This window comes from Collinsella aerofaciens, from assembly GCF_001405375.1.
Taxonomy (GTDB): domain Bacteria; phylum Actinomycetota; class Coriobacteriia; order Coriobacteriales; family Coriobacteriaceae; genus Collinsella; species Collinsella aerofaciens_F.
In genome coordinates this window covers 1-24802 of record NZ_CYYP01000018.1, presented here as the reverse complement: position 1 = coordinate 24802, position 24802 = coordinate 1, and the positions used below count along the sequence as shown (strand labels likewise).

The 24802-nt window shown below is 61.9% G+C and carries 25 protein-coding genes, 2 tRNA genes and 1 pseudogene; 22 read left to right on the top strand and 6 right to left on the bottom strand.

Going from position 1 to position 24802, the window contains the following annotated elements:
* Positions 1-21: 21 nt before the first annotated feature.
* From ARB25_RS08685 to ARB25_RS08590, 20 genes are all read left to right on the top strand, one after another.
* A tRNA-Ala gene (locus tag ARB25_RS08685) sits at positions 22-94 on the top strand.
* A 75-nt stretch (positions 95-169) separates the two neighbouring features.
* Complete coding sequence (locus ARB25_RS08680; RefSeq protein ID WP_055287417.1) at positions 170-2200, top strand: ABC-F family ATP-binding cassette domain-containing protein; 2031 nt, start codon at positions 170-172, stop codon at positions 2198-2200.
* Positions 2187-2483: a hypothetical protein gene (locus ARB25_RS08675; RefSeq protein ID WP_055287415.1), complete on the top strand. Its 297-nt coding sequence runs from the start codon at positions 2187-2189 to the stop codon at positions 2481-2483. Before ARB25_RS08680 ends, ARB25_RS08675 begins: the two co-directional genes overlap by 14 nt.
* A gap of 9 nt (positions 2484-2492) precedes the next feature.
* Entirely contained in the window at positions 2493-3176 is a 684-nt protein-coding gene (locus ARB25_RS08670; RefSeq protein WP_055287413.1) for a site-2 protease family protein, read from the top strand.
* A gap of 84 nt (positions 3177-3260) precedes the next feature.
* Complete coding sequence (locus tag ARB25_RS08665; RefSeq protein ID WP_055287411.1) at positions 3261-4073, top strand: segregation and condensation protein A; 813 nt, start codon at positions 3261-3263, stop codon at positions 4071-4073.
* Positions 4074-4084: 11 nt separating this feature from the next.
* Positions 4085-4813, top strand: a complete 729-nt coding sequence (scpB, locus tag ARB25_RS08660) for an SMC-Scp complex subunit ScpB (RefSeq protein WP_055287409.1) — start codon at positions 4085-4087, stop codon at positions 4811-4813.
* Positions 4800-5777, top strand: coding sequence for a pseudouridine synthase (locus tag ARB25_RS08655; RefSeq protein WP_156327722.1), 978 nt, complete (start codon positions 4800-4802; stop codon positions 5775-5777). Before scpB ends, ARB25_RS08655 begins: the two co-directional genes overlap by 14 nt.
* A 66-nt stretch (positions 5778-5843) precedes the next feature.
* The gene (cmk, locus tag ARB25_RS08650; RefSeq protein ID WP_055287407.1) at positions 5844-6530 is read left to right on the top strand and encodes a (d)CMP kinase; all 687 of its coding nucleotides are present in this window, start codon (positions 5844-5846) and stop codon (positions 6528-6530) included.
* Between the two features lie 3 nt (positions 6531-6533).
* Positions 6534-7262 (top strand): lysophospholipid acyltransferase family protein, encoded by a 729-nt coding sequence (locus ARB25_RS08645; protein WP_055287406.1) that lies wholly within the window; start codon positions 6534-6536, stop codon positions 7260-7262.
* Positions 7263-7264: 2 nt separating this feature from the next.
* Entirely contained in the window at positions 7265-8164 is a 900-nt protein-coding gene (locus ARB25_RS08640) for a 4-hydroxy-3-methylbut-2-enyl diphosphate reductase (RefSeq protein ID WP_055287404.1), read from the top strand.
* A 2-nt stretch (positions 8165-8166) separates the two neighbouring features.
* The gene (locus ARB25_RS08635; protein WP_055287402.1) at positions 8167-9609 is read left to right on the top strand and encodes a DUF512 domain-containing protein; all 1443 of its coding nucleotides are present in this window, start codon (positions 8167-8169) and stop codon (positions 9607-9609) included.
* Positions 9610-9619: 10 nt separating this feature from the next.
* Complete coding sequence (der, locus tag ARB25_RS08630) at positions 9620-10954, top strand: ribosome biogenesis GTPase Der (RefSeq protein WP_006236029.1); 1335 nt, start codon at positions 9620-9622, stop codon at positions 10952-10954.
* Positions 10947-11630, top strand: a complete 684-nt coding sequence (gene plsY / locus ARB25_RS08625; RefSeq protein WP_055287400.1) for a glycerol-3-phosphate 1-O-acyltransferase PlsY — start codon at positions 10947-10949, stop codon at positions 11628-11630. Before der ends, plsY begins: the two co-directional genes overlap by 8 nt.
* A gap of 9 nt (positions 11631-11639) precedes the next feature.
* Complete coding sequence (locus ARB25_RS08620) at positions 11640-12647, top strand: NAD(P)H-dependent glycerol-3-phosphate dehydrogenase (protein ID WP_055287399.1); 1008 nt, start codon at positions 11640-11642, stop codon at positions 12645-12647.
* Positions 12648-12665: 18 nt separating this feature from the next.
* The gene (rpe, locus tag ARB25_RS08615) at positions 12666-13337 is read left to right on the top strand and encodes a ribulose-phosphate 3-epimerase (protein ID WP_055287397.1); all 672 of its coding nucleotides are present in this window, start codon (positions 12666-12668) and stop codon (positions 13335-13337) included.
* A gap of 6 nt (positions 13338-13343) precedes the next feature.
* Entirely contained in the window at positions 13344-14522 is a 1179-nt protein-coding gene (locus ARB25_RS08610) for a cysteine desulfurase family protein (RefSeq protein ID WP_055287395.1), read from the top strand.
* Entirely contained in the window at positions 14519-15328 is an 810-nt protein-coding gene (locus ARB25_RS08605; protein WP_055287393.1) for a Nif3-like dinuclear metal center hexameric protein, read from the top strand. The genes ARB25_RS08610 and ARB25_RS08605 overlap by 4 nt, the downstream gene beginning before the upstream one ends.
* Positions 15325-16044 (top strand): zinc ribbon domain-containing protein, encoded by a 720-nt coding sequence (locus ARB25_RS08600; protein WP_055287391.1) that lies wholly within the window; start codon positions 15325-15327, stop codon positions 16042-16044. Before ARB25_RS08605 ends, ARB25_RS08600 begins: the two co-directional genes overlap by 4 nt.
* Before the next feature lie 2 nt (positions 16045-16046).
* On the top strand, positions 16047-17261 hold the full coding sequence (gene coaBC / locus ARB25_RS08595; RefSeq protein WP_253276080.1) for a bifunctional phosphopantothenoylcysteine decarboxylase/phosphopantothenate--cysteine ligase CoaBC: 1215 nt from the start codon (positions 16047-16049) through the stop codon (positions 17259-17261).
* Between the two features lie 80 nt (positions 17262-17341).
* A tRNA-Pro gene (locus ARB25_RS08590) sits at positions 17342-17418 on the top strand.
* Between the two features lie 510 nt (positions 17419-17928).
* On the opposite strand, the gene ARB25_RS08585 is transcribed toward ARB25_RS08590, so the two are convergent.
* The 5 genes and pseudogenes from ARB25_RS08585 to ARB25_RS08570 form a co-directional block, all read right to left on the bottom strand.
* Positions 17929-18879 (bottom strand): DUF6273 domain-containing protein, encoded by a 951-nt coding sequence (locus ARB25_RS08585; RefSeq protein WP_055287389.1) that lies wholly within the window; start codon positions 18877-18879, stop codon positions 17929-17931.
* A 287-nt stretch (positions 18880-19166) separates the two neighbouring features.
* Positions 19167-19418, bottom strand: coding sequence for a type II toxin-antitoxin system RelB family antitoxin (gene relB / locus ARB25_RS08580; RefSeq protein ID WP_055287387.1), 252 nt, complete (start codon positions 19416-19418; stop codon positions 19167-19169).
* 395 nt (positions 19419-19813) lie between these two features.
* Complete coding sequence (locus ARB25_RS08575) at positions 19814-20470, bottom strand: DUF6273 domain-containing protein (RefSeq protein ID WP_253276079.1); 657 nt, start codon at positions 20468-20470, stop codon at positions 19814-19816.
* A 57-nt stretch (positions 20471-20527) separates the two neighbouring features.
* Positions 20528-20647: pseudogene (locus tag ARB25_RS10400) on the bottom strand (class III signal peptide-containing protein); the annotation flags it as partial.
* A 145-nt stretch (positions 20648-20792) separates the two neighbouring features.
* On the bottom strand, positions 20793-21644 hold the full coding sequence (locus ARB25_RS08570; protein WP_156327721.1) for a BspA family leucine-rich repeat surface protein: 852 nt from the start codon (positions 21642-21644) through the stop codon (positions 20793-20795).
* Between the two features lie 301 nt (positions 21645-21945).
* On the opposite strand from ARB25_RS08570, the gene ARB25_RS08560 reads away from it, so the two are divergent.
* Positions 21946-22572 (top strand): DUF1648 domain-containing protein, encoded by a 627-nt coding sequence (locus ARB25_RS08560; RefSeq protein WP_055287380.1) that lies wholly within the window; start codon positions 21946-21948, stop codon positions 22570-22572.
* Positions 22573-23601: 1029 nt separating this feature from the next.
* Here the strand turns inward: ARB25_RS08560 and ARB25_RS08550 are convergent.
* On the bottom strand, positions 23602-24003 hold the full coding sequence (locus ARB25_RS08550; RefSeq protein WP_055287376.1) for a hypothetical protein: 402 nt from the start codon (positions 24001-24003) through the stop codon (positions 23602-23604).
* Positions 24004-24388: 385 nt separating this feature from the next.
* On the opposite strand from ARB25_RS08550, the gene ARB25_RS08540 reads away from it, so the two are divergent.
* The coding region (locus ARB25_RS08540) for an ATP-binding protein (protein WP_172676354.1) at positions 24389-24802 on the top strand (414 nt) is incomplete at its 3' end.

Genomic DNA, 24802 nt, shown 5'->3' with positions numbered 1-24802 from the left:
CCGTATAGTACTTCTTCGCACGGGGGCGTAGCTCAGCTGGGAGAGCGCTTGACTGGCAGTCAAGAGGTCAGGGGTTCGATCCCCCTCGTCTCCACCCGAGCATTGAATGAGGCTCCAACGCAAGTTGGGGCCTTTTTTCATATAGGCACACAAGGTCAAAGGCGGCACCATGATCCTCCTGGTCGACAAGATCGAAAAAAGCTTCGGCGCGCGCGTCCTCTTTAGCGGCGCGTCCTTTCAGATCAACCCCGGCGAGCGCTTCGCGCTCGTGGGCCCCAACGGAGCCGGCAAAACCACCATGCTCAAAATCATCATGGGCATCGACAGCCCCGACGCTGGCCAGGTCCAGTACGCCAAGGACTGCCAGGTAGGCTACCTAGAGCAGGAAACCAACCTGGAGCAAAAGGACACCACCATCCTCGCCGAGGTCATGGCCGCTGCCAAGGAAATCCGCCGCATGGGCGAGCGCGCCAACGAGCTACAGGCCCAGATCACCGAGCTATCCGAACAGGGAAAGGACGTCGACGCACTCCTTAACGAGTATGGCCAGGTCCAGGACCGCTTTGAGCACCTGGGCGGCTACGAGCTCGAGAGCAACGCCCGCAAAATCCTGTCCGGCCTGGGCTTTAAGGTCACCGACTTTGAGCGCCCGTGCTCCGAGTTCTCGGGCGGCTGGCAGATGCGTATCGCGCTGGCAAAGCTCTTCCTGCGCCACCCCGACCTGCTGCTTCTAGACGAGCCCACCAACCACCTGGACCTCGAGAGCGTCCAGTGGCTGCGCGGCTTTATCGCCAACTACGACGGCGCCGTCCTCATCGTCAGCCACGACCGCGCCTTCATGGACGCCTGCGTCGACCACGTCGCCGCACTCGAAAACCGTCGCGTGACCACCTACACCGGCAACTACAGCAGCTACCTCAAGCAGCGCGAAGACAACCTGGAGCAGATGCGCGCCAAGCGTGCCGCCCAGGAGCGCGACATCGCCCACATGCAGGTCTTCGTCGACAAGTTCCGCTACAAGCCCACCAAGGCTGCCCAGGCTCAGGAGCGAATCCGCAAGATCGAGCAGATCAAAAAGGAGCTTGTCATCCTGCCCGAGGGTCACAAGCACATCGACTTTAAGTTCCCCGATCCGCCGCGCTCCGGCGACATGGTCGTGGGCCTCGAAGGTGTATCCAAGTCCTACGGCAACAAGCACATTTACAGCGACATCGACCTCAAGCTCTACCGCGGCGAGCACGTAGCGCTCGTCGGCCCCAACGGCGCCGGCAAGTCCACGCTCATGAAGATCCTCGCCGGCCTGGAGCCTCCCACCACCGGCACCCGCGATCTGGGCACCAACGTGGGCGTGGCCTACTACGCCCAGCACGCGCTCGAGGGCATGACCGAGTCCAATACCGTACTGCAAGAAATCGACACCGTCACGCCCAAGTGGACCGTGCCGCAGCAGCGCAGCCTGCTGGGCGCCTTCCTATTTAGCGACAACGACGCAATTGAAAAGCAGGTCCGTGTCCTCTCCGGCGGCGAAAAGGCGCGTCTGGCCCTGGCAAAGATGCTCGTGGCCCCCGAGGCGCTCCTGTGCCTGGACGAGCCCACCAACCACTTGGACATCGACTCGGTGGACATGCTCGAGAACGCCCTGCAAAACTTCCCCGGTACCATCGTGCTAATCAGCCACGACGAGCACCTGGTGCGCGCCGTGGCCAACCGCGTGATCGACATCCGCGATGGCAAGGTCACGGTCTATGACGGCGACTACGACTATTACCTCTACAAGCGCGAGGACCTCGCGGCCCGCGCCGCCGCCGAGGCGGCAGGGGAGGACACACCGGCCACGACCAAGGCAGCCAAGCCGACCAGTTCCGCCCAGCCCAGCGTCGCCGCCCCCAAGCCTGCCGAGGGCAAAAAGACCAAGGAGCAAAAGCGCGCCGAGGCCCAGGCCCGCGCTGCGCTCAACAAAAAGCTCAAGGGCGTGCGCAACCAGCTCAAGAAGATCGAGACGGAGCTCGATAAAAAGCGCGCCCGCTATGACGAGCTTATGGAATTGATGGCAAGCGAAGAGCTTTATGCCGATCAAGATAAGTTCAATGCCGCGCTGGGGGAATATAACGGCCTTAAGCAAGAGCTGCCCAAGCTCGAGGACGAATGGCTGGAGCTTTCCACCCAGATCGAAGAGGAGACCGCGCGTGAACTCTCGTAAGGCCACCGCCGTGGCGATGAGCATCATCGCCACCGCCTGTCGCATCTGCGGCATCTTTATGAGCGCGATGACCGTGCTGCTGTGTTTTAGCGGCCTCACCGCCAAGCTGCAGATCGTGGGCTTTGTCGTTGAGCTTTCGCGCGCACTGCCGAGCGCCATTGCAGGCTACGGCGTTATCACCTCGCCCTTTGGCGGCGTGTTCCGCCTGGATTATGCCATCGTCGCCGTCATTCTGTTTGTGGCCGACTACCTGCTCACGCGCACCTCGCGCCGCGTCCGCTAGGGGAGCACCATGTCCAGCAGCTACCTCATGAACCTGCTCGCCAGCGCGATTGCCGTCATCGTGGGCATCGTTATCCACGAGAGCGCGCACGCAGCCGCGGCCTGGGCACTCGGCGACAAAACGGCCCGTTCGCGCGGACGCGTCTCGCTCAACCCGCTCAACCACATCGACCCGTTTGGCACCATTCTCCTGCCGCTGCTTATGCTCGCGGCCGGCGGCCCGGTATTCGCCTTCGCCAAGCCCGTGCCCGTCTACCTCAACAACCTCAAGCACCCCAAGCGCGACGAGGTCCTGGTGAGCGCGGCAGGCCCTGCATCGAATATCGCGCTCGCGTGTCTTGCTGCCGCCCTCATGAGCCTGACCTATGGCAACCTCTACACCAGCATGTCATTTGCCCTGGCGTCGCAAATTATGAACTTCGGCGCCACGTTCGTCGTAGTCAACCTGTCACTCGCGTTCTTCAACCTCATCCCGATCCCGCCGCTCGATGGCTCATCGATCATCGTGCCCTTCCTCAAGGGCAAGGCGCTCAACAACTATTACCGTCTGCAACAATACGCTATGCCCATCCTCATCCTGGTGCTGTACCTGCTGCCTATGTGGACCGGCATCGATGTAATCGGCCGCTATTTCGACGTTACCGTGTATCCGCTTGCTGAGCAGCTGCTCAACTTCGCAATCGCCGGCATCTAAGGTAAACTTACTGGTCGACCGTGCAAAACGGTCGTAGCATGCATCCAAACCGCGCCGCGAAGGCGCCGTCAAAGGAGGTCGAAGATGTCGTATCGCGTGTCGACGCAGGTCTACAGCGGACCGTTCGACCTGCTGCTGCAGCTGGTAACCCGCCAAAAAGTTGATATCGGCGCCATCTCTATCAGCGAGGTGGCCGAGCAGTACCTTGCCGAGGCCGAGCGCATCGAGGCGCTGGACCTGGACGTGGCGAGCGACTTTTTGCTGGTCGCGGCAACCCTTTTGGACATCAAGGCTGCCTCTCTGGTGCCGCAGGAGGCCCCGCGCAAAGTCGATGACGACGATGACGAGTTCGACGAAGACCTCGAGGAGCTCAGCGCGCTCGACGGCGACGCCCTGCGCGAGGTCCTGATCCAGCGCCTGATTGCCTACAAGCAGTTTAAGGGCGCGGCTGCGGCCCTCGGTGCCCGCATGCAGGCCGAAAGCCGCATGCACCCGCGTGTGGCCGGTCCCGACCCCGAGTTCTTGGGCCTCATGCCCGACTACCTGGCCGGCATCACCCTGCGCGGTCTCGCCGTCATCTGCGCCGACCTAGACGGCAAGCGCCAGACCTTCCTGCTGGAGGCCGAGCACGTGGCACCGCATCGCGTACCGCTCGACCTGACCGTGGCCTCAGTCGACCGCTTTACCATGGCGCACCAAACCTGCACCTTCCGCGAGCTACTGGACGGCGACGCCACCACCGAGCAGCTCGTTGTCACCTTCCTGGCCATGCTCGAGCTCGCCAAGCGCGGCTCGCTTACGCTGAGTCAGGATGAAATCTTTGGAACCATTCAAATCAACCGCGTCGAGGGCGCCGAGGCCTATGTGCCCGGCGAGGGCCCCGAGCTCACCGAATAGGAGCCGCAACCATGTCAACCCTTTCCACGCTGGAGGCAAACAGCCTCAAAGGCGCCCTCGAGGCGCTGCTGCTGGTGTCGAGCGACCCGGTGAGTGCGCCCGCGCTGGCCGGCGCACTGGATATCGCCCCCGGCGAGTGCGCGTCGCTGCTCGCCGAGCTCAAGGTTGAGTACGAGGAGGCCAACCGCGGCTTTCAGCTGCGCGAGGTCGCCGGCGGCTGGCGCCTGTTTACGCACCCCGCCTACCACGACGTGGTCGAGGCCTATGTGTTGAGCTGGGACACGCAAAAGCTGTCGCAGGCGGCGCTCGAAACCCTGGCCGTCATCGCATACCACCAGCCCGTGACACGCGAGGTGGTTAAGGGCATCCGCGGCGTCAATTCCGACGGCGTCATCGCGTCGCTCGTGGACAAGGGCCTGGTGCGCGAGCTGGGCCGCGACCCCCAGCGCGGTCAGGCCATCATCTACGGCACGACCAACGCCTTCTTGGAAAAGTTCGGCCTGCGCTCCACCCGCGACCTGCCCGACCTGGAGCAGTTTGCCCCCGACGAGCAGTCGCGTCAGTTTATCCGCGAGCGCCTGAGCGGCCGCAGTATTCAGGCCACGCTCGAGGAGCAGGCCGAGGATCTGGACGAAGAGCGCGAACTGATCGACACCGATGTTGAAGATGTTGAGGCAGTCGAGGATTTGGAGACCCTGGTCGTCGACGAGACCTCGGAGGATTTGCATGACGAGGACTAACAAAGCAGGGGAAACGCGCGCCGGCGCTGCGGCGCCCAACGCGGATACGCGCAAGTCCGACGCCCAGCCCGTCTATCCGCACACCATGCGCCTGCAGCGCTTTTTGGCGCGCGCGGGCGTGGCGAGCCGCCGCGGCTCGGAGGACCTGATGACCGCCGGCCGCGTGACCGTCAACGGCCAGGTCGCGACCGAACTGGACACCAAGGTCGACGTCGACCACGATCACATCGAGGTCGACGGCATGCCCGTCAAGCTCAACCAGGGCGCCGTGTACCTGATGCTCTACAAGCCGACCGGCTACCTTACCACCATGAGCGATCCGCAGGAGCGCCCTTGCGTGGCTGATCTGGTCCCGCGCGACCGCTTTCCGGGACTATTCCCGGTTGGTCGCCTGGACCGCGACACCACAGGCCTTTTGCTCTTTACCACCGACGGCGACCTGTCTCAGGACCTGCTGCACCCGAGCAAACACGTCTACAAGACCTACCAGGCGCTCGTGGACGGCAGTCTGTCCGACCGCGATCTCACGCCGCTGCGTCGCGGCATCGAACTCGACGACGGCCTCTGCCAGCCGGCGATCTGCCGCGTCATCACCGCGCGCGAGGCCGAGGCGGTGGCCCCGCAAGGCATCAAGCCCGGCACCACCGCCGTGGAGGTCATCATCCGCGAGGGCCGCAAGAATCAAGTTAAGCGCATGTTGAGCAAGATTCACCATCCGGTAATCCGTCTGCATCGCTGCAACTTTGCCGGCCTTGAGCTCGAGGGCGTGGCCAAGGGCTCGTGGCGCGAGCTCACCGAGCGCGAGGTGCAGATCCTTAAATCGGGCGGCATCCCGCCCAAGCAGGCAAGCGCTAAGCGCAACAGCGGCAAGCCCCAAGACTCGCCCGCCAGCCGCACGCGTCACCACGGCAGCCACGGCTCCGCACCCAAGCGCAACACCTACCGCGAGCGCTACACCGGCTAGGCAACCCGCCGCGCCCCAACGCCCGCGAACCATACCAGCACGTCAACCATCGAAAGGAAGCATTGCATGATCGTCGCCATCGACGGCCCCGCCGGTTCCGGCAAGTCCACCATCGCCAAGGAGATCGCCCGCCAGCTGGGCTTTAACAAGCTCGACACGGGCGCCATGTATCGCGCCGTCACCTTCGCCGCGCTCGACCGCGGCATCGATCTGGACGACGAGGCGGCAATCGACGCCCTCGCCGTCCAGATCGAAATTCGCTTTACCAACGGCACCGGCGAGGATACGCGCCTGACCATTGACGGCCAGGACGCTTCGGCCGCCATCCGCACCCCGCAGGTCGACGCCAACGTGTCCAAGGTCTCGGCCTATCCGGGCGTGCGCGCCGCCATGCTCATCCATCAGCGCCGCGCCGCCGAGGACCGCGATATCGTGGCCGAGGGTCGCGACATCGGCACCGTCGTGTTCCCCAACGCGCAGGTCAAGGTCTTCCTGACCGCCGACCCGCGTGAGCGCGCCCGCCGCCGCGTGCTGCAGCGTCACCAAAACGACGCCCAGCCGCTCACGTCCGAGCAGCTCGAAGCCGAGGTCGACGAAACCCTCGAGGCCCTTAAGCAGCGCGACAAGCTTGACAGCAGCCGCGAGGTCGCCCCGCTCGTGCCCGCCGAGGACGCCGTGCACGTCGACTCCACCGCCCACACCATCGACGAGGTCGTCTCGATAATCGAGGACCTCATCAACCAAAGGAGGTAGCCCATGCGCCTGTTTAAGCAGACGCCCGAGGACTATTACAACGCTCCCTATGCCGAGTTCCCGGCGCTCATCCGCGGCACCGTTGTCGTGGTCATGGCCATCCTTTGGGCCTTCTCCAAGCTCATGTGGCGTTGGAAGGTCGAGAACGCCGACCTGCTGTTTGAGCGCCAGGAAGGCCGCGGCAGCGTAGTCATCTGCAACCACACCTCGATGGCCGAGCTCTTGGCCGTAGAGACGGCGCTGTTCTTTGGGGGCCGCCGCATTCGCCCCATTTTTAAGTCCGAGTTCGCCAAGAGCAAGATTGTGCGTTGGGCCTTTAGCCGCGTCGGCGGTATCCCCGTCGAGCGCGGTACCGCCGACATGAAGTGCCTGCGCGCCGCCCAGCATGCGCTGCAGCGCGGCGAGGACGTCCTGATCTTCCCCGAGGGCACGCGCATCCGCTCGCGCGAGATTAAGCCCGAGGTCCACGGCGGCTTTGCGCTCATCGCCCAGATGGGCAAAGCGCCCGTCAACCCGCTCGCCATCTGCGGCTGGTCCGATATCACGCCTGCAGGCAAAAAGCTCATGCGTCCCAAGAAGTGCTGGATCCGCGCCGGCAAGGCTGTCTCGCTTTCCGACGCACCGGCCGGGCTTAAGCGCACGGAGCGCCTGGAATGGTTTGAGTCCGAGGCCATGAACCGCGTCTACGCCATGCGCGACGAATTGTGCGCCGAGCATCCGGGCAGGTTCTAGCCATGAGCGAGAACGTGACGAACACTGCCGCGACTGCGTCCGACCAGGCAGCCGCGCCTACCATCGAGATCGCCGCCCACGCCGGCACTTGCTACGGCGTACAGCGTGCGCTCGATATGGCGCTGGCCGCCGCACCGCAGGCAGGAGAGTGCGCTCATGTCCATACCTTGGGCCCGCTCATCCATAACCCCATCGTGGTACGCGAGCTCGCTGAGGCAGGCGTTGGCCTGGCCGAGAACCTGGATAATGCCGCAACCGGCACCGTGATCATCCGCGCCCACGGTGTGGTGCCGCAGGTCATCGATGCCGCTCGCGAGCGTGGCCTTAACGTCATCGACGCCACCTGCCCTTACGTCAAGAAGGTTCACGTGGCAGCCGAGCGCCTGGTGCGCGAGGGCTACCACGTGGTGGTCGTGGGTGAGCCGGGCCATCCCGAGGTGGAGGGCATCCTAGGCCACGCCGGCAATGATGCGCAGGTCGCGAGCTGTGCCGCCGATGCCAACGCCTTGTCGCTCAAGGGCAAGGTAGGCCTCGTCGTGCAGACCACCCAGACCGCGCAGAACCTCGCCGAGGTCGTGGCCGCTATCACCCCGCGCGTGCAAGAGCTGCGTGTGATCAACACCATCTGCGCCGCCACGAGTGAGCGTCAACAGGCAGCGGCCACACTTGCCAACCGCTGCGACTGCATGGTCGTCGTGGGCGGCAAGAACTCGGGCAACACCCGTCGCCTGGCACAGATTTGCGCAGACGCCTGCGAGCGCACGTATCACATCGAGGAAGCTTCCGAGCTTCAGGCCGCGTGGTTTACCGACGCTCACCACATCGGCATCACCGCCGGAGCCTCCACCCCGCAAGAACACATCGAGCGCGCCGTCGAGCGCATCAAGGAGCTTTGCCGCTAACCATGGACCAGACCGTACCCGCATACGCCGCCGAGGTGGCCGATTACGGGCGCAGCCGCGACCCCGAGCCGGGTGAGGGCGCGCTCGTAAAGAACGTGCGTCCCGAATCGCCCGCGTGGGATATGGGTATCGAGCCGGGCATGCGCGTGCTCACGGTCAACGGTGAGGCGCTCACCGACATGATCGTTTGGCTTTGGGAAGCCGACGACGACACCGTCGAGCTGGAGGTTTTCGACCCGCGCGACAACACCGTCACGCCCGTGGAGCTCGACCGCTTCCCGGGCGAGGACTGGGGCCTGGAGTTCGACGGCCCCATCTTCGACGGCATGCGTACCTGTGTGAACGCCTGCGTGTTTTGCTTTATGACCATGCTGCCCAAGGGCGGCCGCTCCACGCTCTATATTCGCGACGACGACTATCGCCTGAGCTTTTTGCAGGGCAACTTTGTCACGCTCACGAACCTCACTGACGAGGACGTGCAAAACGTCATCCAGCGCAACATGAGCCCCATGAACGTGTCGGTCCATGCCGTAAGCCCCGACGTCCGCCGCCGCATGATGGGCCGCAACGCCCAGCGCGGCATGGATGTGCTCGAGGCCGTCATGGCCGCCGGCATCGAGATTCACGCGCAGATCGTGTTGTGCCCCGGCATGAACGACGGCGAGGAGCTGGAAAAAACCCTGCGCTTTTGCGAGGAGCACGAGCAAATCACCAGCCTGGGCATTGTGCCGCTCGGTTTTACCAAGCATCAGAACCGTTTTAGCTGGTCCTACAGCGACAAGCCCGAACTGGCGCGCGAGACCATTGCCATGATTCGTCCCTACCAGGACCGCGCCTTCGAGCGTTTTGGCCGCCACACCTTCCAGATGAGCGACGAGTTCTACCTGGACGCCGGCATCGATCCGCCCGAGGCGGACTTTTACGACGGCTATCCGCAGTACTACGACGGTATCGGCATGATCCGCTCGTATCTGGACGAGACCGACGACGTGCTGGCTACCGACGCCGAGCGTCTGGCCCGCGTCCGCGAGGCCGTCGCCGCCCGCAACCAGCGGCTTCTGTGTCTCTCGGGCGCCAGCGCACGCGACACGGTGGCCCGCTTTGTGGAGTCGCCCCAGGGACTCGCCGGCACTGTCACGGCCATCAAGAACCGCTATTTTGGCGGCAACGTGGACGTGACCGGCCTCATCGTCGCGTGTGACATTCTGGAGCAGCTGCCGCAGGACCTCTCTGGGGTTATGCTCTTTGTGCCTAAGCTCATGTTCAACGCTGACGGCATGACGCTTGACGAGTATCATCGTGACGATTTACTCGCAAGCCTTACCAGTCGCGGCGCCGAGGTTCATGTGGTGTCGACCATGCCGCATGAGCTGCTCGATACCCTGGAGCACATCCTTGGCATTGTGCCTGCCGACTCTAACACTTCCACTGACCCTACCCATTAAAGGAGTGCAGATGAAACCTATCGTCGCCGTCGTCGGACGCCCCAACGTGGGCAAGTCCACGCTCGTTAACCGCCTGGCCCAGACCTCGGACGCCATCGTCCACGAGTCCCGCGGCGTCACGCGCGACCGCTCGTATCACACGGCCGATTGGAACGGCCGCGAGTTCACCATCGTCGACACGGGCGGCATCGAACCGCTCAAGAGCGATGACGTCTTCGCCACGTCCATTCGCGACCAGGCCCTCGCCGCCGCCGAGGAAGCCGCCGTCATCCTGTTTGTGGTCGACGGCCGCACCGGCGTCACCGAGGAGGACGAGTCGGTCGCCCGCATGCTCAAGCGCTGCGACAAGCCGGTCTTTCTGCTGGTGAACAAGCTCGACAACCCCGATCGCGAGAACGACAGCATCTGGGAGTTCTATTCGCTCGGCATCGGTGAGCCCACGCCGCTCTCGGCCCTGCACGGCCATGGCACGGGCGACCTGCTCGACGACATCGTGGCCCTGCTTCCCGAGGAAGAGGACGAGGTCGCCGATGAGTTCCCCGACGCGCTGAACGTCGCCATCATCGGCCGCCCCAACGCCGGTAAGTCTTCGCTGTTCAACCGCATCCTGGGCGCCGACCGCTCCATCGTGTCCAACATTGCCGGCACCACGCGCGACGCCATCGACACGGTCGTCGAGCGCAACGGCAAGCACTACCGCATGGTCGACACCGCGGGCATTCGCAAGAAGAGCACCGTGTACGAGAACATCGAGTACTACTCCATGGTTCGCGGCCTGCGCGCCATCGACCGCGCCGACGTGGCGCTGCTCGTCGTCGACGCCTCCGTGGGCGTTACCGAGCAGGACCAGAAGGTCATGGGCTTGGCCATCGAGCGCGGATGCGCCATCGTTGTGCTGCTCAACAAGTGGGATCTGCTCGACGACGACCGTAAGCGCGAGGCCTGCATGGAGACCATCGACCGCCGTCTGGGCGTCATGGCTCCCTGGGCCCAGTACCTGCGCATCTCTGCCCTGACCGGCCGCAGCGTCGAGAAGATCTGGGCGATGGTCGACGCCGCCGAGAAGACGCGCTCGCAAAAGATCAGCACCTCGCGCCTCAACACGTTCCTCACCGACCTGCGCGAGTTCGGTCATACCGTGGTGGACGGCAAGCGCCGCCTGCGCATGCACTACGTGACCCAGACGGGCGTCAACCCGCCGACGTTCACGTTCTTCGTCAACCACAGCGATCTGGTCAACGACACCTATCAGCGCTACGTCGAGAACCGTATGCGCTCGACCTTCGACTTTGCCGGCACGCCCATTCGACTCTTCTTTAGGAAGAAGGAGCAAAAGGATGCATAATCCGATTCTGCTGACCGCCATCTGCGCCGTGGTCTCGTTCTTTATCGGAGCGATTCCGTTTGGCCTGATCCTGGGCCGCGTGTTCAACCACACCGACATTCGCAAGGCGGGCTCCGGCAACATCGGCACCACCAACGCCCTGCGTGTGGCCGGCCCCAAGGTGGCCGCGCTCACGCTGCTGCTCGACTGCCTTAAGGGCGCCATCTGCGTCCTTATCGCGCGTCCGCTCATTGCCGACTTGGGCTATGGCTTTCCGCCGAACATTATGGCGCCTGGAGCCCCCGGCGACTGGATGCTCGGCGTCATTTGCCTGGCAGCCGTGTGGGGCCACATCTTCTCGCCCTACCTCAACTTCCATGGCGGCAAGGGCATCGCAGTTGGTCTGGGCGTCATCCTCGCCTGGTACTGGCCCATCGGACTTTCGCTGCTGGGCATGTTTATCGTGGCCGTCGCCATCACCAAGTTTGTGTCGGTGGGCTCGCTTGCCGCGGCCATCGGTCTTCCCATCGCTGCCTGCGCGGTCTTTCCGTACAGCAGCCTCGGACTTAAGTTTTGCATGGCGCTGATCGGCATTACTGTGGTGTGGGCCCATCGTGCGAACATCAAAAAGCTCATGACGGGTAAGGAGTCCAAGCTCTCGTTTACCAAGCGCGTCACCGAGCCCGACGATAAGTAGGAGAGAGTCATGAATGTTGCGCTGATTGGCTCCGGCTCCTGGGGAACCGCCGTCGCCGGCCTTGCCGCCGCGCGAGCCGAGCGCGTGACCATGTGGGCCCATAGTGAGCAGACGGCCGCCGGCATTAACGGCGAGCACCGCAATCCCCGGTATCTGGTGGACTACGAGCTGCCTGACAACGTCGTCGCCACCACGGACCTATCGCTGGCGCTCGACGGCGCCGAGGCCGTCATCTTTGCCGTGCCCTCCACGCACCTGCGCAGCGTATGTCATCAGGCAGCACCCTTCATCGCCGCCGACACCCCGGTGCTCTGCCTCACCAAGGGCATTGAGCCCGAGTCCGGCCTGCTCATGAGCGAGGTCATCGCCAGCGAGATCGGCAACGAGGCGCGCGTGGCGGCGCTCTCGGGCCCCAACCATGCCGAGGAGATCTGCCGCGGCGGGCTTTCTGCCGCCGTCATCGCCAGCGAACATCCGCAGATAGGGGAGACCTTTAAGGACCTGCTCCTGTCCACGGCCTTCCGCATCTATCTGTCGCAAGACATGACCGGTGTCGAGGTCTGCGGCGCCATGAAAAATGTCATCGCCATCGTGTGCGGCATCTCCGCCGGCACCGGTGCCGGCGACAACACGCTCGCCCTCATCATGACGCGCGGCCTGGCCGAGATTAGCCGTCTGGTGCATGCCCGCGGCGGTCAAGCTATGACCTGCATGGGACTTGCCGGCATGGGCGACCTCATTGCCACCTGCACCTCGGAGCACTCGCGCAACCGCACCTTTGGCTACGAGTTTGCCCACGGCGTGTCGCTCGACGAGTATCAGACGCGCACGCATATGGTGGTTGAGGGCGCCGTCGCGGCCCGCAGCGTCAGCGAGCTCGCCCGTTCACTGGGCGTAGACATTCCGCTCACCTTTGCCGTGGAGCAAACGCTCTACAACGGTGTTACTTTGGATAGGGCGCTCGAGATTCTTACCGACCGCGTCCCCTCTCAAGAGTTCTACGGACTCAACGACTAGCGCAGAAAGGCTACTACCATGGGTTCCATCAAAATCGCTCCGTCCGTCCTTTCGGCCGACATGGCCAACCTCAAGGGCGAGCTCGACAAGATCGCCGGCGCCGATTACGTGCACTTTGACGTTATGGACGGTCATTTTACCGGCAACCTCACCTTTGGCGTTGACATCCTCAAGGCCGTCAAGCGCTCCACCGACGTGCCGGTCGACGCGCACCTGATGGTATCGAACCCCGACGAGACGGTCGATTGGTACGCCGACGCCGGTGCCGACATGATCACCGTGCACTATGAGGCCTCCACGCACCTGCACCGCACGCTCACGCATCTTCAGCAGCGCGGCGTCAAGGCCGGTGTGGTGCTCAACCCCGCCACCCCCGTGTGCGTGCTCGAGAGCATCATCGATGTCGTCGATATGGTGCTGCTGATGAGCGTGAACCCCGGCTTTGGCGGCCAGAGCTTTATCCCGGGCACCATCGCAAAGCTCCACGAGCTCAAAGCCATGTGCGAGCGCCACGGCGCGTCGCCCATGATCGAGGTCGACGGCGGCATTTCTTCCAAGAACATTGCCGAGGTCGTCAAGGCCGGCGCCAACGTGCTCGTGGCCGGTTCTGCCGTATTTAAGTCCGAAGATCCCGCTGCCGAGGTTGCGCTACTGCAGAAGCTGGGCAACGAAGCCGCACAGGAGGCATAAACCCTTATGACCGCAGGTCAAAACCGCATACCCGTGAATCTTGACTATGCCGCCTCGACGCCCATGCGCGCCGAGGCGCTCCTTGCGCAGCGCGAGTACGACGACAGCGAGCTTGCCGGCGTCAACCCCAACTCGCTGCATTCGCTCGGCCGCAAGGCTGCCGCGCGTCTGGAAGTTGCACGTCGCGAGATCGCCCGCAGCTTTGGCGCGCGCGTCCGCCCGTCCGAGATTGTTCTGACCAACGGCGGCACCGAAGCCAACCAGCTGGCGCTGCTCGGTCTTGCCGAGGGCGCCCGTCAGCGCGATCGCAAACGCGATCGCGTAATCGTTTCGGCCATCGAGCACGATTCGATTCTGGACAACCTGCCGCTGCTGCGTGCCGCCGGCTTTACCGTCGACCTGGTGCAGCCATGCCGCGCGGGCTACATTGAGCCTGCCGCGCTTGTCGAGCTGCTTGGCGACGACGTGGCGCTCGTAAGCATCATGGTCGCCAATAACGAGACCGGTGTGGTGCAGCCCATCCGCGAGCTTGCCGCCGCCGCACATGCTGCCGGCGCCCTGTTCCACACCGATGCCATCCAGGGCTATCTGCATATTCCGCTCGATGTCACCGAGCTGGGAGTTGACACCATGACCGTTGCCGCGCACAAGATCGGTGGCCCCGTGGCATCCGGCGCGCTCTACCTTAAGAGCCGCACGCCGCTGCGCCCGCGCATTTTTGGCGGCGGACAGGAAGCCGGACGTCGCGCGGGCACGCAGGACCTGCGCACGCAGCTGGCTTTTGCCGCTGCCGCCCGAACGCTGGCGCCCCATGTAGCCCAGGAGCGTGCGACGCTGCAAACCCTTTCCGACAAGCTCTACGCCACGCTTACGGCCCACCCTCGCATTCACGCCACCATGGGCGACTATGCGCATGCCGACCGTCTGCCCGGCATGGTATCGATCTACATTGATGGCATGGACTCCGAGGAGCTCATCGTCAAGCTCGACGCCGCCGGCTTTGAGGTATCGGCCGGTTCCGCCTGCTCGAGCGGCAGCATGGACCCGAGCCATGTTCTCAGCGCCATGGGTATTGGCCGCGAACAGGCCCTGGGTGCACTGCGCATCTCCTTCGATGACCGCGTGAATCCGGGCGATCTGGACGAGTTTGCCCAGACGCTGCTCTCGATCGTAGGCGCCGCATGATCGTCGCCGAGTTCGAGCGCGCTCTGCTGGCACGCTATCCAAAGACGGACACCGAGCCCTGGGACCACGTAGGCTTATCCGTGGGCGACCCTGCCGCAGAGATTACCGGTGTTGCCTGCGCGCTCGATGCGACCGAGACCAATGTTCGCCGCGCCCAAGAAGCCGGTGCCAACGTGCTGCTGACGCATCATCCCATATACATCAAGGCGCCCGAGGCCTTTTGTCCGGCGGATGCCACACGCCCCCAATGCAGCGCGGCGCTCTACGAGGCAGCGCGTTGCGGCGTGAGCATTATCTCGCTCCACACTAACCTGGACCGGTCGCACGAAGCCCGCGTCTGCCTGAGCGAGCTGCTGGGTGCCACACCCGTGAGCTCACTGGAGCACTTAGACGACCCCGAGGCCACCGGCCTGGGCGCGCTTGCAACGCTCAACGACCCGTGCACGCTGCGCGATCTTGCCACCCGTGCTGCCACGGCCTTCGGCAGCGACCCGCGTGTGTGGGGCGAAGCCGATCGCCCGTGCCGCACCGTCGCCATTTTGGGCGGCTCCTTGGGCGACTTTGGACAGCTCGCCATCGCCGGAGGCGCAGATGTCATCGTGACGGGCGAGGCGGGCTACCACGTGGCGCAAGACCTTGCCTTGCGCGGGCTGGCGGTGATCCTGCTCGGCCATGACCGTTCTGAGGAGCCGTTCGTTGATATATTGATGAACTCTGCGGTTGACGCCGGGGTCGACCCCCGTCATGCGATTAAAATACTGAACCCTTGCCAATGGTGGACTGTGACAAAAGGAGAGAACTTATGAGCGCCGGCGCTACGCTACTCAAGCTGCAACAGATCGATTTGGAGCTCGCCCGCAACAAGAGCGAACTTGCCAATATGCCGGAGCTCAAGGAGCTCGCTTCCAAGCGTAAGACCTACGTTAAGCTCAAAGCCGAGATGACCAAGCTCTACGCCCAGCGCAAGGACCTGGACATTGAGCTCGACGATCTCAACACCACCGAGATTCAGACCAACAACGCCATTGAGGCTGCCAAGAAGCGCCACGTCGACGGTTCCGACTACCGTGAGGTTCAGGACCTGGAGAATGAACTCGCAACCCTGGCCAAGCGTCTGGACAAGATTGAGCACACCCGCAAGGACGTCGTTGTCGCCCATAAGGAGGCGCTCGACCGCGAGGCCCGCGCACAGGCAATTATCGCCAAGTTCGAGGAGGGCGTGAAGGCCGATACCAAGGCCGCCCGCACTAAGGCTGCCGACCTGCAGGCTCAGATTGACGCCGCCACTAAGGAGCGCACCGCGCTTGCCGCTACGCTGCCGGCCGACGTGCTCACCGACTACGAGCGTCTGCTCAAGCAGTTCCGCGGCCTGGCCGTCGAGACCATCCAGGGCAACATCCCCACGGTCTGCCACACCGCGCTGCAGGCATCGTCCATGAGCGACCTCAACCACGACGGTAGCGAGATTACGCACTGCCCGTACTGCCACCGCCTCCTGGTACTCCCGAGCAAGGAAGCCTAGCGATGACGGCGGCACCCAACAATTCAATGCAACTTGAGGGAAAAACGATCCTGCTGAGCATTACCGGCGGGATCGCCGCCTATAAGTCGTGCAACATCGTGCGCCTGCTGCAAAAGCGCGGTGCGCGCGTTAAGGTCGTTATGAGCGAGCATGCCACGGAGTTCGTGGGGCCGCTCACCTTCCGCGCGCTCACCAACGAGTCCGTTGCTGTGGGCCTATTCGACGATCCCTCCGACCCCATCCACCACATTTCGCTTGCGCAGGAGCCCGATCTGGTGGTCGTAGCGCCCGCAACGGCCAATATCATCGCCAAGATGGCAAACGGTATCGCCGATGACCTCATCTCCACCACGCTGCTTGCCACGCCGCGACCCATCGTGATCGCCCCTGCCATGAACAACGGCATGTGGAAGGCACCGGCGACGCAGGCCAACATGGCCACGCTGCGCGACCGCGGCGTCCATGTGGTGGGACCCGGCAGCGGCTACCTTGCCTGCGGCGACGTGGACACGGGACGCATGAGCGAGCCCGAGGACATCGTCGAGGCCGTCTGCGAGGTGCTCAACCCCGCGCCTCAGGACCTGGCAGGTAAGCGTATCGTAATCACCGCCGGCCCCACGCACGAGCCGATCGATCCGGTGCGATTCATTGGTAACCGCTCTTCGGGTAAGATGGGCATCGCCCTGGCGGGGGAGGCCGCTCGCCGCGGTGCTGCGGTAACGCTTGTGCTGGGACCGGCATCGCTCGATGTTCCCCGCGGCGTGGAGTGCGTGCGCGTGCAGACCGCAGCAGAGATGCTGCAGGCGGCTCTGGGCGCCTTTCAGACGGCCGATGCGGCCATTTGTGCCGCAGCCGTCGCCGACTACACACCGGCGGCCCCTGCCGACCATAAGCTCAAAAAGGCCAACGAACGCCTGGATCGCATCGAACTGGTCGAGACGGTCGATATTTTGGCCGAGCTCTCGCGCCAAAAGGGGGAACGGTGCGTGATCGGCTTTGCGGCCGAGACCGATAACGTCCTGGAGTACGCACAGCGCAAGCTCACCCGCAAGGGTTGCGATGCCATTATCGCCAACGATGTCTCGCGCGCCGATTCGGGCTTTGGAACCGACACTAACAAGGCCTGGATTGTGAGCACAACGGGCACGCAAGAACTTCCCGTGCTAACAAAACCCCAGCTCGCAGATACAATTTTGGACTTGCTTCAAAATTTATAAAAAAGTTCTTGCACAAGTCCAAAGTTTCGGGTTAATATACTCCCTGTTGCGAGCGAGAGCAGAGCAACAAACAATAGCTTCGGGACGTGGCGCAGCTTGGTAGCGCACTTGACTGGGGGTCAAGGGGTCGCTGGTTCGAATCCAGTCGTCCCGACCAGAAGTTTGCAGGTCAGGCACCTAGTGCCTGACTTTTTTTGTTTTAAGCAATTGCTTAATTTTGATTAATCAACAGGGTGCCAAAAATCACCCTGCGCGATAATCGCCTTTTGCGGCTACTTGCGCGTTTTGCACACGCTTGGACCGATTTATTAACGCGATATGAATCTACATACGCGTAGCTGGTATACAGTCGAGTACAGACTGTATTTATCGCGGCGATTTACGCAGATATAGCGACTGTAACGAACAAGCGTGTCGCTGTATTTATTCCAGTAGTTCACTTGATCGGTGGACAAGTGGGCTGTTGCAACGAAACGCCAAGCAGGACGGGCTCTATACGAGGACGCCGCAGAGGTAATGGCGGAGGAGTGCGGCTGGCGCTCTGAGAGCCGCTGTATGACCCTATTTCTCCTCAACCCGATTACCTGTACAATGAACCTCGAATTGTTTGAGTAATCGCCAAAAGAAAAGCCCTCGCAGGATTGCGGGGGCTTTGCGATGAAAGAGATCAGAAGCAGAAAGCGGGGAGGACATAAAACGAGTCCGTCGCGCTGTAGCTGTAGCAAATACCGCCGCTTTGAACATAGCGAAAGGATGTGGAGCTGCGCGGTCTCACGGAACGAGTCCAGTGGCTATAGCCTGATGCACCGGAATAGTTCGACCCCGTCACGCCCTTGGATTTGTAGCACTCGTACTGGATGCCGTCAGATTGCATATCCCCGTATACTTCGGTTGCCGAGAGCAGAAAAACCTTGTCGGTCGTCGCCGAGGGGGCACCGCCCCCGTTACCGCCAACGTTATCGGTTGTCTTTGTGACGGGTTTCACCTTTGACTGGAGCTCGCTGGGCAGGAGCAACCAGAGGTCACCGCTGTTGAGGCGGGTACGGAGCTCGGACTTATCCCAACCACCGGCATTGGTGTCCGTAGCGTTCATTCTCTGGCTACCCAAGGCAGAGTTGGTCGCCTCGAACGTCAAGCCTGCCATGCCGCTACCATCGGCCAAGTCGTCGTGGTTGATGCCGATGATACGGTACTCGAGCGTCTTGCCATTGGTCAGCTTCATCGAGAACTTGGTGCCGGCATCCATGGCGGCCTTGGCCTTGGCGTAGGCGATAGACGATGTACCGTTCTTGGCAATGTCTTTGGCAACCGCCTCCTGCTCGTCGAGGGTCCAGTCCTTCGCGTCCTTGGCGATGGCCACCTGGACGGCCGCGGAATCGGCGCCTGCGGAGCCGCCACCGGACGCGCCTCCCTCGACGCCGCCGACCGTCCCATTGTTCACCGTGTTGCCGACCAGGTTGAACTGGTTTCGGATGGCTCCGGCCACGCCGGGTCCCGCGAACACGATGACCAGGCCGATGACGGCAATGATCAGGACGTACTCGATAATTGATTGCCCTCGGAAGCGGGTCGTTTCAGGAGCGACCCCCCCCCGAAGGTTAATTGCCGCTGCATGCATATACGGCTCCCTTCACTCGGGGTTTGCAATACGAGCCGAGCGTAGGGCTATTCCAAGTATTTGCAACGGTCTTGCCGCTGCGGCAACGATGACGGCAGGGGAGAAAGTCATGCGCTATTAGCGCGGCTATAACGTCCGCTTCGAATGCCGACCGTATTCATATCGAGGCAGCCATTTCATACCTTCAGAAAGACAACTGAAAGCCGCAAAAAAGCGGGACCCGGCTATAAGCCGAACCCCGCCCAAGAGAAGCCTTTAGAGCCGAGACAGACAACGCGTGTGGACAATCACTCAGCCTCCACCGCCATGCGCACGACCTCTTCCATCGGGTAGCGAGTGCCGCCGTCCCCGTCCAAAGCCTCGTTGTAGGCCTCGATGTCCGCCATGTCCTCAGCCTTCTCGAACGCGGCCCTTCTCACGAACTCGGAAAAGGTCATGCCCGTGGCGTCCGCATGGCCCTGAATCAAGGCCATTTCGCCCTCATCGAACTTGACCGCGATCTCGCGCATCGCCATGGTCGCTCCCGTAAACGCCGTCATCGAAGTGAATCCATTATCCACCCACCGTATACGCCCCGAACTCGAAACACCAAGCAGGATGGACTCTATACGAGGACGCAGCAGAGGTAATGGCGGGGGAGTGCGGCAGGCGCTCTGAGAGCCGCTGTATGACCCCATTTCTCTTCAATCCGACTACCCGTGCCATGAACCTGAAGCCGTTCGTTCGGTCGCCAAAAGAAAGCACGCGCGGGGTAACGCGGGCTTTGCGCTAGACAAGCTAGAAGCACCAGGCGGGGGAGACGCAAAACCAGCCCGGCGCGGAGTTGCTGTCCGACGGATTGCCGCTGCTGTCGACATGGAGGAAGCCCTTCGAGGCGTTCGGAAACACCGAACGCTCCCACCAACCGCTGCCAATGGCAATGGCAGAGTTGGGATTATAGTTCTCCGTCACCTTGCCTTTGAAGGCCTCGTACTGGGTGCCCTCGGAGGAAGTCCAGGGATAGGATGCCCAATAGGAGGTGGGGGGCGATCTCAGAGTAGCTGAGCAGGAACAGCTTGTCCGAGGTAGCCGTCACGGCGGCGTTCTTGTTCTCATCACCGCCCCCGACATTGTTCGATAGCTTTTTGACGGCCTTCACCTTGGACTGGAAATCGGAGGGCATCAGATTCCAGATCTTGCCGGAGTTCATTTTCTGACGGAGTTCAGACTTCTCCCAACCGCCGGCGTTGGTGTCAATCGCGTTCATGGGGGACCAAATGCCCGTCGTGGTGGTGAGGAACGTGAGGCCCGCCTTGCCGGATCCGCCTGCAGGGTCATCATGATTGATGCCGATAATGCGGTAAGTCAGCGTCTTGCCATCGGTGAGCTTCATCGAGAACTCGGTGCCGGCATCCATCGCGGCCTTCGCCTTGGCGTAGGCGGGCGACGCCTCGCCCTTGGCGGCGATGTCCTCGGCAACTGCCTTCTGCTCATCGAGGGTCCAGTCCTTCGCGTCCTTGGCGAGCGCCGCCTGGACGGTCGCGGAACTCGCGCTGTTACCGCTGCCGGAACCGCTCGGTTCCCAAGTCCCGCCTGCTGTCCCGTTTACCAATACTCCCGCCACCGTGTTGAACTGGTTCCTGATTGCCGACGAGACCCAAGGGCCGGCTATCATCACAATCAGGACGATAATCGCGATGATCAGGACGTACTCGATGGCTCCTTGGCCTCGGAGGCGGGTATTCCTAGGAGATACCCCCCCCCGAAGGTTAATTGCCGCTGCATGCATATGCGACACCCCCTTCGCATGGGGATTGATATTGCATGCAGAGCGTACGTTAAAGCGAACCGACTAGCCCGTAACGTGCCGCTGAGGCAACGACGGCACGGGTGCCCGCGTCACATAAACTGCTTGCCGTTTTGTTTCTTCAGACCTACTGCCACGCCTTCGGGAGGATAACGCTGGGGGCGCAGTGATTGAAGTCGCTATGATTGGCATAGGTTGGGACATTCCAATCGGAACAGTCGAGGTTTAGATTTTTGCAATAGCTAAACATGCCGAGCATATCCATAACATCTGAGGTCTTCCACCCTGGTCCAAATTTCACGCTTTTCAGCGAGCAGTCGATGGAAAAAAGGAGACGTAAATCGCCGGCTTTCCGCGTCGACCATCCGGAGATGTCAATCTCCTCGACCTTGTAAAGGTTTTTGAGCGCCGAGTCGAATTCGACGACCGAGGACGTATCCCAGCTTGAAATACTGAAGGAAGTCGCATTGCCGCAATACGCGAATGCGTGCTGCAGATTTGTGCAGTTCGACATGTCGAACTTTGCCAGATCAAAGCTCTTGCAGTTCTCCATGTACTGAAAGCAAAATGCCAACGAGTGGATTTCTATGCCATCGTCAATGGCCTTTACGGCCACGATATTATTTCTGTTAGACCACCAGGGGGCAGTCGTCTTGCCGTCGTTTCCCACGGTCGCGGTGGCGTATCCATTTTCGAACCCCGTATACACCGCCGTCACGCGGCGGCTGTTGAGCATGTCACCGACTCTGGGGACCCCGCGGCGCTTGTAGAACATGAGGCTGTGGTCGTCCTCCGAGTACACGGCGAACGCTATCCCGTGAACGGGGTCCACGATGTCGGCGTCGGTCAACGACCCGTTGCCGCCGCCCGTGCCGCCCGACTCCCAGCTCCCCTTTGAGATTCCGTTGCCGAGCGTCCCCGCCACCGTGTTGAACTGGTTTGTGATCGCCGACGAGACCCACGGTCCCGCGATCAGCACCACCAGGACGATGATCGCGATAATCAGTACGTACTCGACTGTCGACTGCCCCTTCGGGCGGCGGGTAAATCTGGGAGATACCCCCCCCCGAAAGGAATTTCCGCTGCATGCATGTGCGGCTCCTCTCGGATTGCTTTGGCTGATGCTGCAGAGGATAGACGCGATTACTAAGGATGAGTCAACAATGCCGCAGCGGCATTCACACTAAGAGGGTAAGGCGTTCGGAGTGACATCCCGTTCCAAAACGTATACTTGATTTAAGGCGGAGTGGAATGTGGGCGCGCAAGGAGATGCGGAATCGATGAGAGCCTCAAAAAAAATTACTGCAGTGTTATCATCTTTCATCCTCTCTATTCTTCCATTTCTGATTCTATGGGCGGCTTGGTCAGTCCTCCCTGATACAATTCCCGCTCATTGGAGTGGGGGTGTGGTTGATCGATGGGGTAATAAGCTTGAATTGCTGGTTGTTCCGCTGTTTTCTCTGATTGGTTCTATTGCAATTTCTGTGTACCTTATTGTTTCCACGCGGCGAAGAGAGTTCGCGGATTTCTCTGTTCGAATGCGACGGGACTTTGTTGCGTGCTATATTTCTAGTCTTCTTTTATCGACAACCTGCTCAGTGATAATTGCCGTTTGGGTTCAGTTGATTCTTACGCAAAACACTGCGGTTGATGGGGGGCTTGGACTATCGATCCTGTATTCCCTTCCCGGGCTATATGTGATCTTGTGCGCTTTGCCGCCTTTTTATGCGAGCGGCGAGAGCAAAAAGGCAGAGCGCCTGATAACAGTTCTTATTGGCGGCGCGGAGATTGTTCTTTGTGGAATAGTGCTTGAAGGTTCGGCTGCCTCTTATGCGATGATTGGACTGATGATTCTGTTCTGTGCGTTTGAGATTGTGTCACAGGTAAGGGATAGCCGGTCCTTATGAGTTGAATTACGCGCGTGCGGATATAAAGGGTGGCATGTTAAGCTGATCGTTTTCTCGTTCTGGGACATTTGCAGTAGGATGAGTGGGACTAGACGCGCTGCGGTGTGATGGTGACGGTTGAGACTTGTATCGCTGCAAATCCGCTGATGCACATTTTGCTATTGGGCTTGAAGGTGGGACCGACAGGCCTTTGTTTGGGATGTTCCGGTCGTCCAACGCGTGTTGCACGGCTTTATATTGTTACCCTCGTTCGGCGCTCCGTTGGAGCATTTCCGGGTTTGTCGGCATCATGACTTGGCCAAGTGACACGCTTGCCGGGACGGTTGTAACGCCGCGCCGGTTCCGTGTGCTCCTTCGTTGTTGGCCTGTCCAGCCGGGGGCGGATTCGGCCTCATGTTGTGGCGCACGGCCTTCAGGGGCTTCCCCCTGGCGAGTTATGTTCGTCCGTATGGGTAAGGGTCGGGTTGAGCTGACAATCCCGTGTCGGAAGGGGCTTGCACCATGCGCGCGATGACAGAGATTGAGTGGCTGGACGGCCGTGTGACGAAGGTGCCGGAGCTCGCCCTGGGCGATGCGCTCGGCGAGAGCGTCCAGGCGGAGCTCGATTTCGGGTTCGACGACGTGTTGGAGGGCCTTTGGGTTGAGGTGCGCCATCATGAGCCGGATGAGGACTCGGACGGCGACCCGCGCGGGAGGGGCTGCGCACTGTACGCGGACTGCCGGTACAGCCTGGTCGAACCGTCGGACCTCGACCGTGTCTTCTGCATCCTTTACGAGGGGCAGCCGAGGGTCCAGCCGCGTCGCAGGGGAGCTCGTGAACCTTTCGCGGGCCTGCGCGTTGTCCTGCCTCATGCTCGGATCTCCCTACCCGCCAGGCGCCCTCGAGGCCCTGGCCGCGTGCGCTCGATACCTCTGCGGTCCGGCTTTCACGTCCGACCTCGCCGCCCGCGTCCGCGCGCGGATCCCATCCGGCCTCACGCGCTTGAATATCGAGCTGAGCCCAAACGATGACCCACACCCCATCGGTCTTCATGATGATGCCTCGATGAGCCAGCTCGCCCAGAGCTTTCGATACAGTCGGTTGAGTCGAACAGACTTTTTTTCGAGCTTGTCCTGACGCATGAAAAGACCTTTTGTAAGTTCTTTTCCGTTGGCATCCTTCCTATTAGGCCCTTTGGACGTCTGGAAGGAGCAAATCATGATCAGAATCGCAAGCTGGACGCGATTCTTCGCGACCGCAAATAATGAGTCGTAGGATGGCCTGTTGATTCCACTCAGGATCTCCCTCTTTGCAATCTCATCCTGTCGAACGTCAAGCGCCGCCTCCATCTCGCTAGGCGTCTCGGCCTGATCGGCAACCGATGGAGCGTCCGTGTCTAAAGGCCACGGGAGGCCACGGCCTTTTTGCGGTTTGTAGCTACTTGTACTCATGTTGATTCCTCCGGTGCGAGGCTATCCAACCCAATTGCCGACTGTGCCCATAATATGGTTGATTTCCGATCTCAGCCGAACACATTGAGCGGATAGGCCGTTCCCGCAGTTAGCCGAACGCCCCCGAGGCCCCATTCAGGCCACGGGGCGTCGTTTTCCCAGTTGAAGGAACGGTGGAGATGTGTTTCGATGGGTCCGGTGGCCATGCTCCGCCCGCCGCCCGGCACCTCTTCCCAGACTCAGCCGGACGGTCGGTCCGTCTATTCCGTTTTCGCCCTTAGGCTAGGCCAGCGGGGCATCGCCCCTCTCTGCGCGCGTCCTCTCGGCGGGGCCGGCGGGGCCGACCTGTCGGTCTACGACGGGTTCCTGAAGGGGGCGGTCGCCGATGGCAGCTAGCGAGGAGCTGGCTCGCAGGGTCGTGGAGGCCGGGCGGTCGTGCTCGCTCACCACCGCCGTCCTGGAGGAGTGGTCGAGGCTCGGCACCCCGAAACAGGTGGAGTACCTGGCGGGCTACCTCGAGGCGGAGAGGTCCAGCCGCGAGGCCTCGAAGCGCGCGACGCTGCTCAGGCGCTGCGCGCTGCCGGCGCCCAAGACCTTCGACGGCTACGACTGGTCGGCCGTGTCGTGGCCGGAGGGCATGGGGCGCGAGTCGCTGCTCGCGCTCGACTTCGTCGGGCGCAGGGAGGACCTCGTGCTCATGGGCGACGTCGGCACCGGCAAGACGCACATGGCGTGTGTTCCGTCAAGTAAAAATCGACAAATACGTCTGTCGAATTTCGACACCCTCATGCTGACCGCC

Excerpts from the sequence above, each read along its gene's own strand:
- ARB25_RS08680 (WP_055287417.1), top strand. The coding sequence starts at position 170 with ATGATCCTCCTGGTCGACAAGATCGAAAAAAGCTTCGGCGCGCGCGTC.
- ARB25_RS08670 (WP_055287413.1), top strand. The coding sequence starts at position 2,493 with ATGTCCAGCAGCTACCTCATGAACCTGCTCGCCAGCGCGATTGCCGTC.
- ARB25_RS08665 (WP_055287411.1), top strand. The coding sequence starts at position 3,261 with ATGTCGTATCGCGTGTCGACGCAGGTCTACAGCGGACCGTTCGACCTG.
- scpB (WP_055287409.1), top strand. The coding sequence starts at position 4,085 with ATGTCAACCCTTTCCACGCTGGAGGCAAACAGCCTCAAAGGCGCCCTC.
- ARB25_RS08655 (WP_156327722.1), top strand. The coding sequence starts at position 4,800 with ATGACGAGGACTAACAAAGCAGGGGAAACGCGCGCCGGCGCTGCGGCG.
- cmk (WP_055287407.1), top strand. The coding sequence starts at position 5,844 with ATGATCGTCGCCATCGACGGCCCCGCCGGTTCCGGCAAGTCCACCATC.
- ARB25_RS08645 (WP_055287406.1), top strand. The coding sequence starts at position 6,534 with ATGCGCCTGTTTAAGCAGACGCCCGAGGACTATTACAACGCTCCCTAT.
- ARB25_RS08640 (WP_055287404.1), top strand. The coding sequence starts at position 7,265 with ATGAGCGAGAACGTGACGAACACTGCCGCGACTGCGTCCGACCAGGCA.
- ARB25_RS08635 (WP_055287402.1), top strand. The coding sequence starts at position 8,167 with ATGGACCAGACCGTACCCGCATACGCCGCCGAGGTGGCCGATTACGGG.
- der (WP_006236029.1), top strand. The coding sequence starts at position 9,620 with ATGAAACCTATCGTCGCCGTCGTCGGACGCCCCAACGTGGGCAAGTCC.
- plsY (WP_055287400.1), top strand. The coding sequence starts at position 10,947 with ATGCATAATCCGATTCTGCTGACCGCCATCTGCGCCGTGGTCTCGTTC.
- ARB25_RS08620 (WP_055287399.1), top strand. The coding sequence starts at position 11,640 with ATGAATGTTGCGCTGATTGGCTCCGGCTCCTGGGGAACCGCCGTCGCC.
- rpe (WP_055287397.1), top strand. The coding sequence starts at position 12,666 with ATGGGTTCCATCAAAATCGCTCCGTCCGTCCTTTCGGCCGACATGGCC.
- ARB25_RS08610 (WP_055287395.1), top strand. The coding sequence starts at position 13,344 with ATGACCGCAGGTCAAAACCGCATACCCGTGAATCTTGACTATGCCGCC.
- ARB25_RS08605 (WP_055287393.1), top strand. The coding sequence starts at position 14,519 with ATGATCGTCGCCGAGTTCGAGCGCGCTCTGCTGGCACGCTATCCAAAG.
- ARB25_RS08600 (WP_055287391.1), top strand. The coding sequence starts at position 15,325 with ATGAGCGCCGGCGCTACGCTACTCAAGCTGCAACAGATCGATTTGGAG.
- coaBC (WP_253276080.1), top strand. The coding sequence starts at position 16,047 with ATGACGGCGGCACCCAACAATTCAATGCAACTTGAGGGAAAAACGATC.
- ARB25_RS08585 (WP_055287389.1), bottom strand. The coding sequence starts at position 18,879 with ATGCATGCAGCGGCAATTAACCTTCGGGGGGGGGTCGCTCCTGAAACG.
- relB (WP_055287387.1), bottom strand. The coding sequence starts at position 19,418 with ATGACGGCGTTTACGGGAGCGACCATGGCGATGCGCGAGATCGCGGTC.
- ARB25_RS08560 (WP_055287380.1), top strand. The coding sequence starts at position 21,946 with ATGAGAGCCTCAAAAAAAATTACTGCAGTGTTATCATCTTTCATCCTC.
- ARB25_RS08550 (WP_055287376.1), bottom strand. The coding sequence starts at position 24,003 with ATGAGTACAAGTAGCTACAAACCGCAAAAAGGCCGTGGCCTCCCGTGG.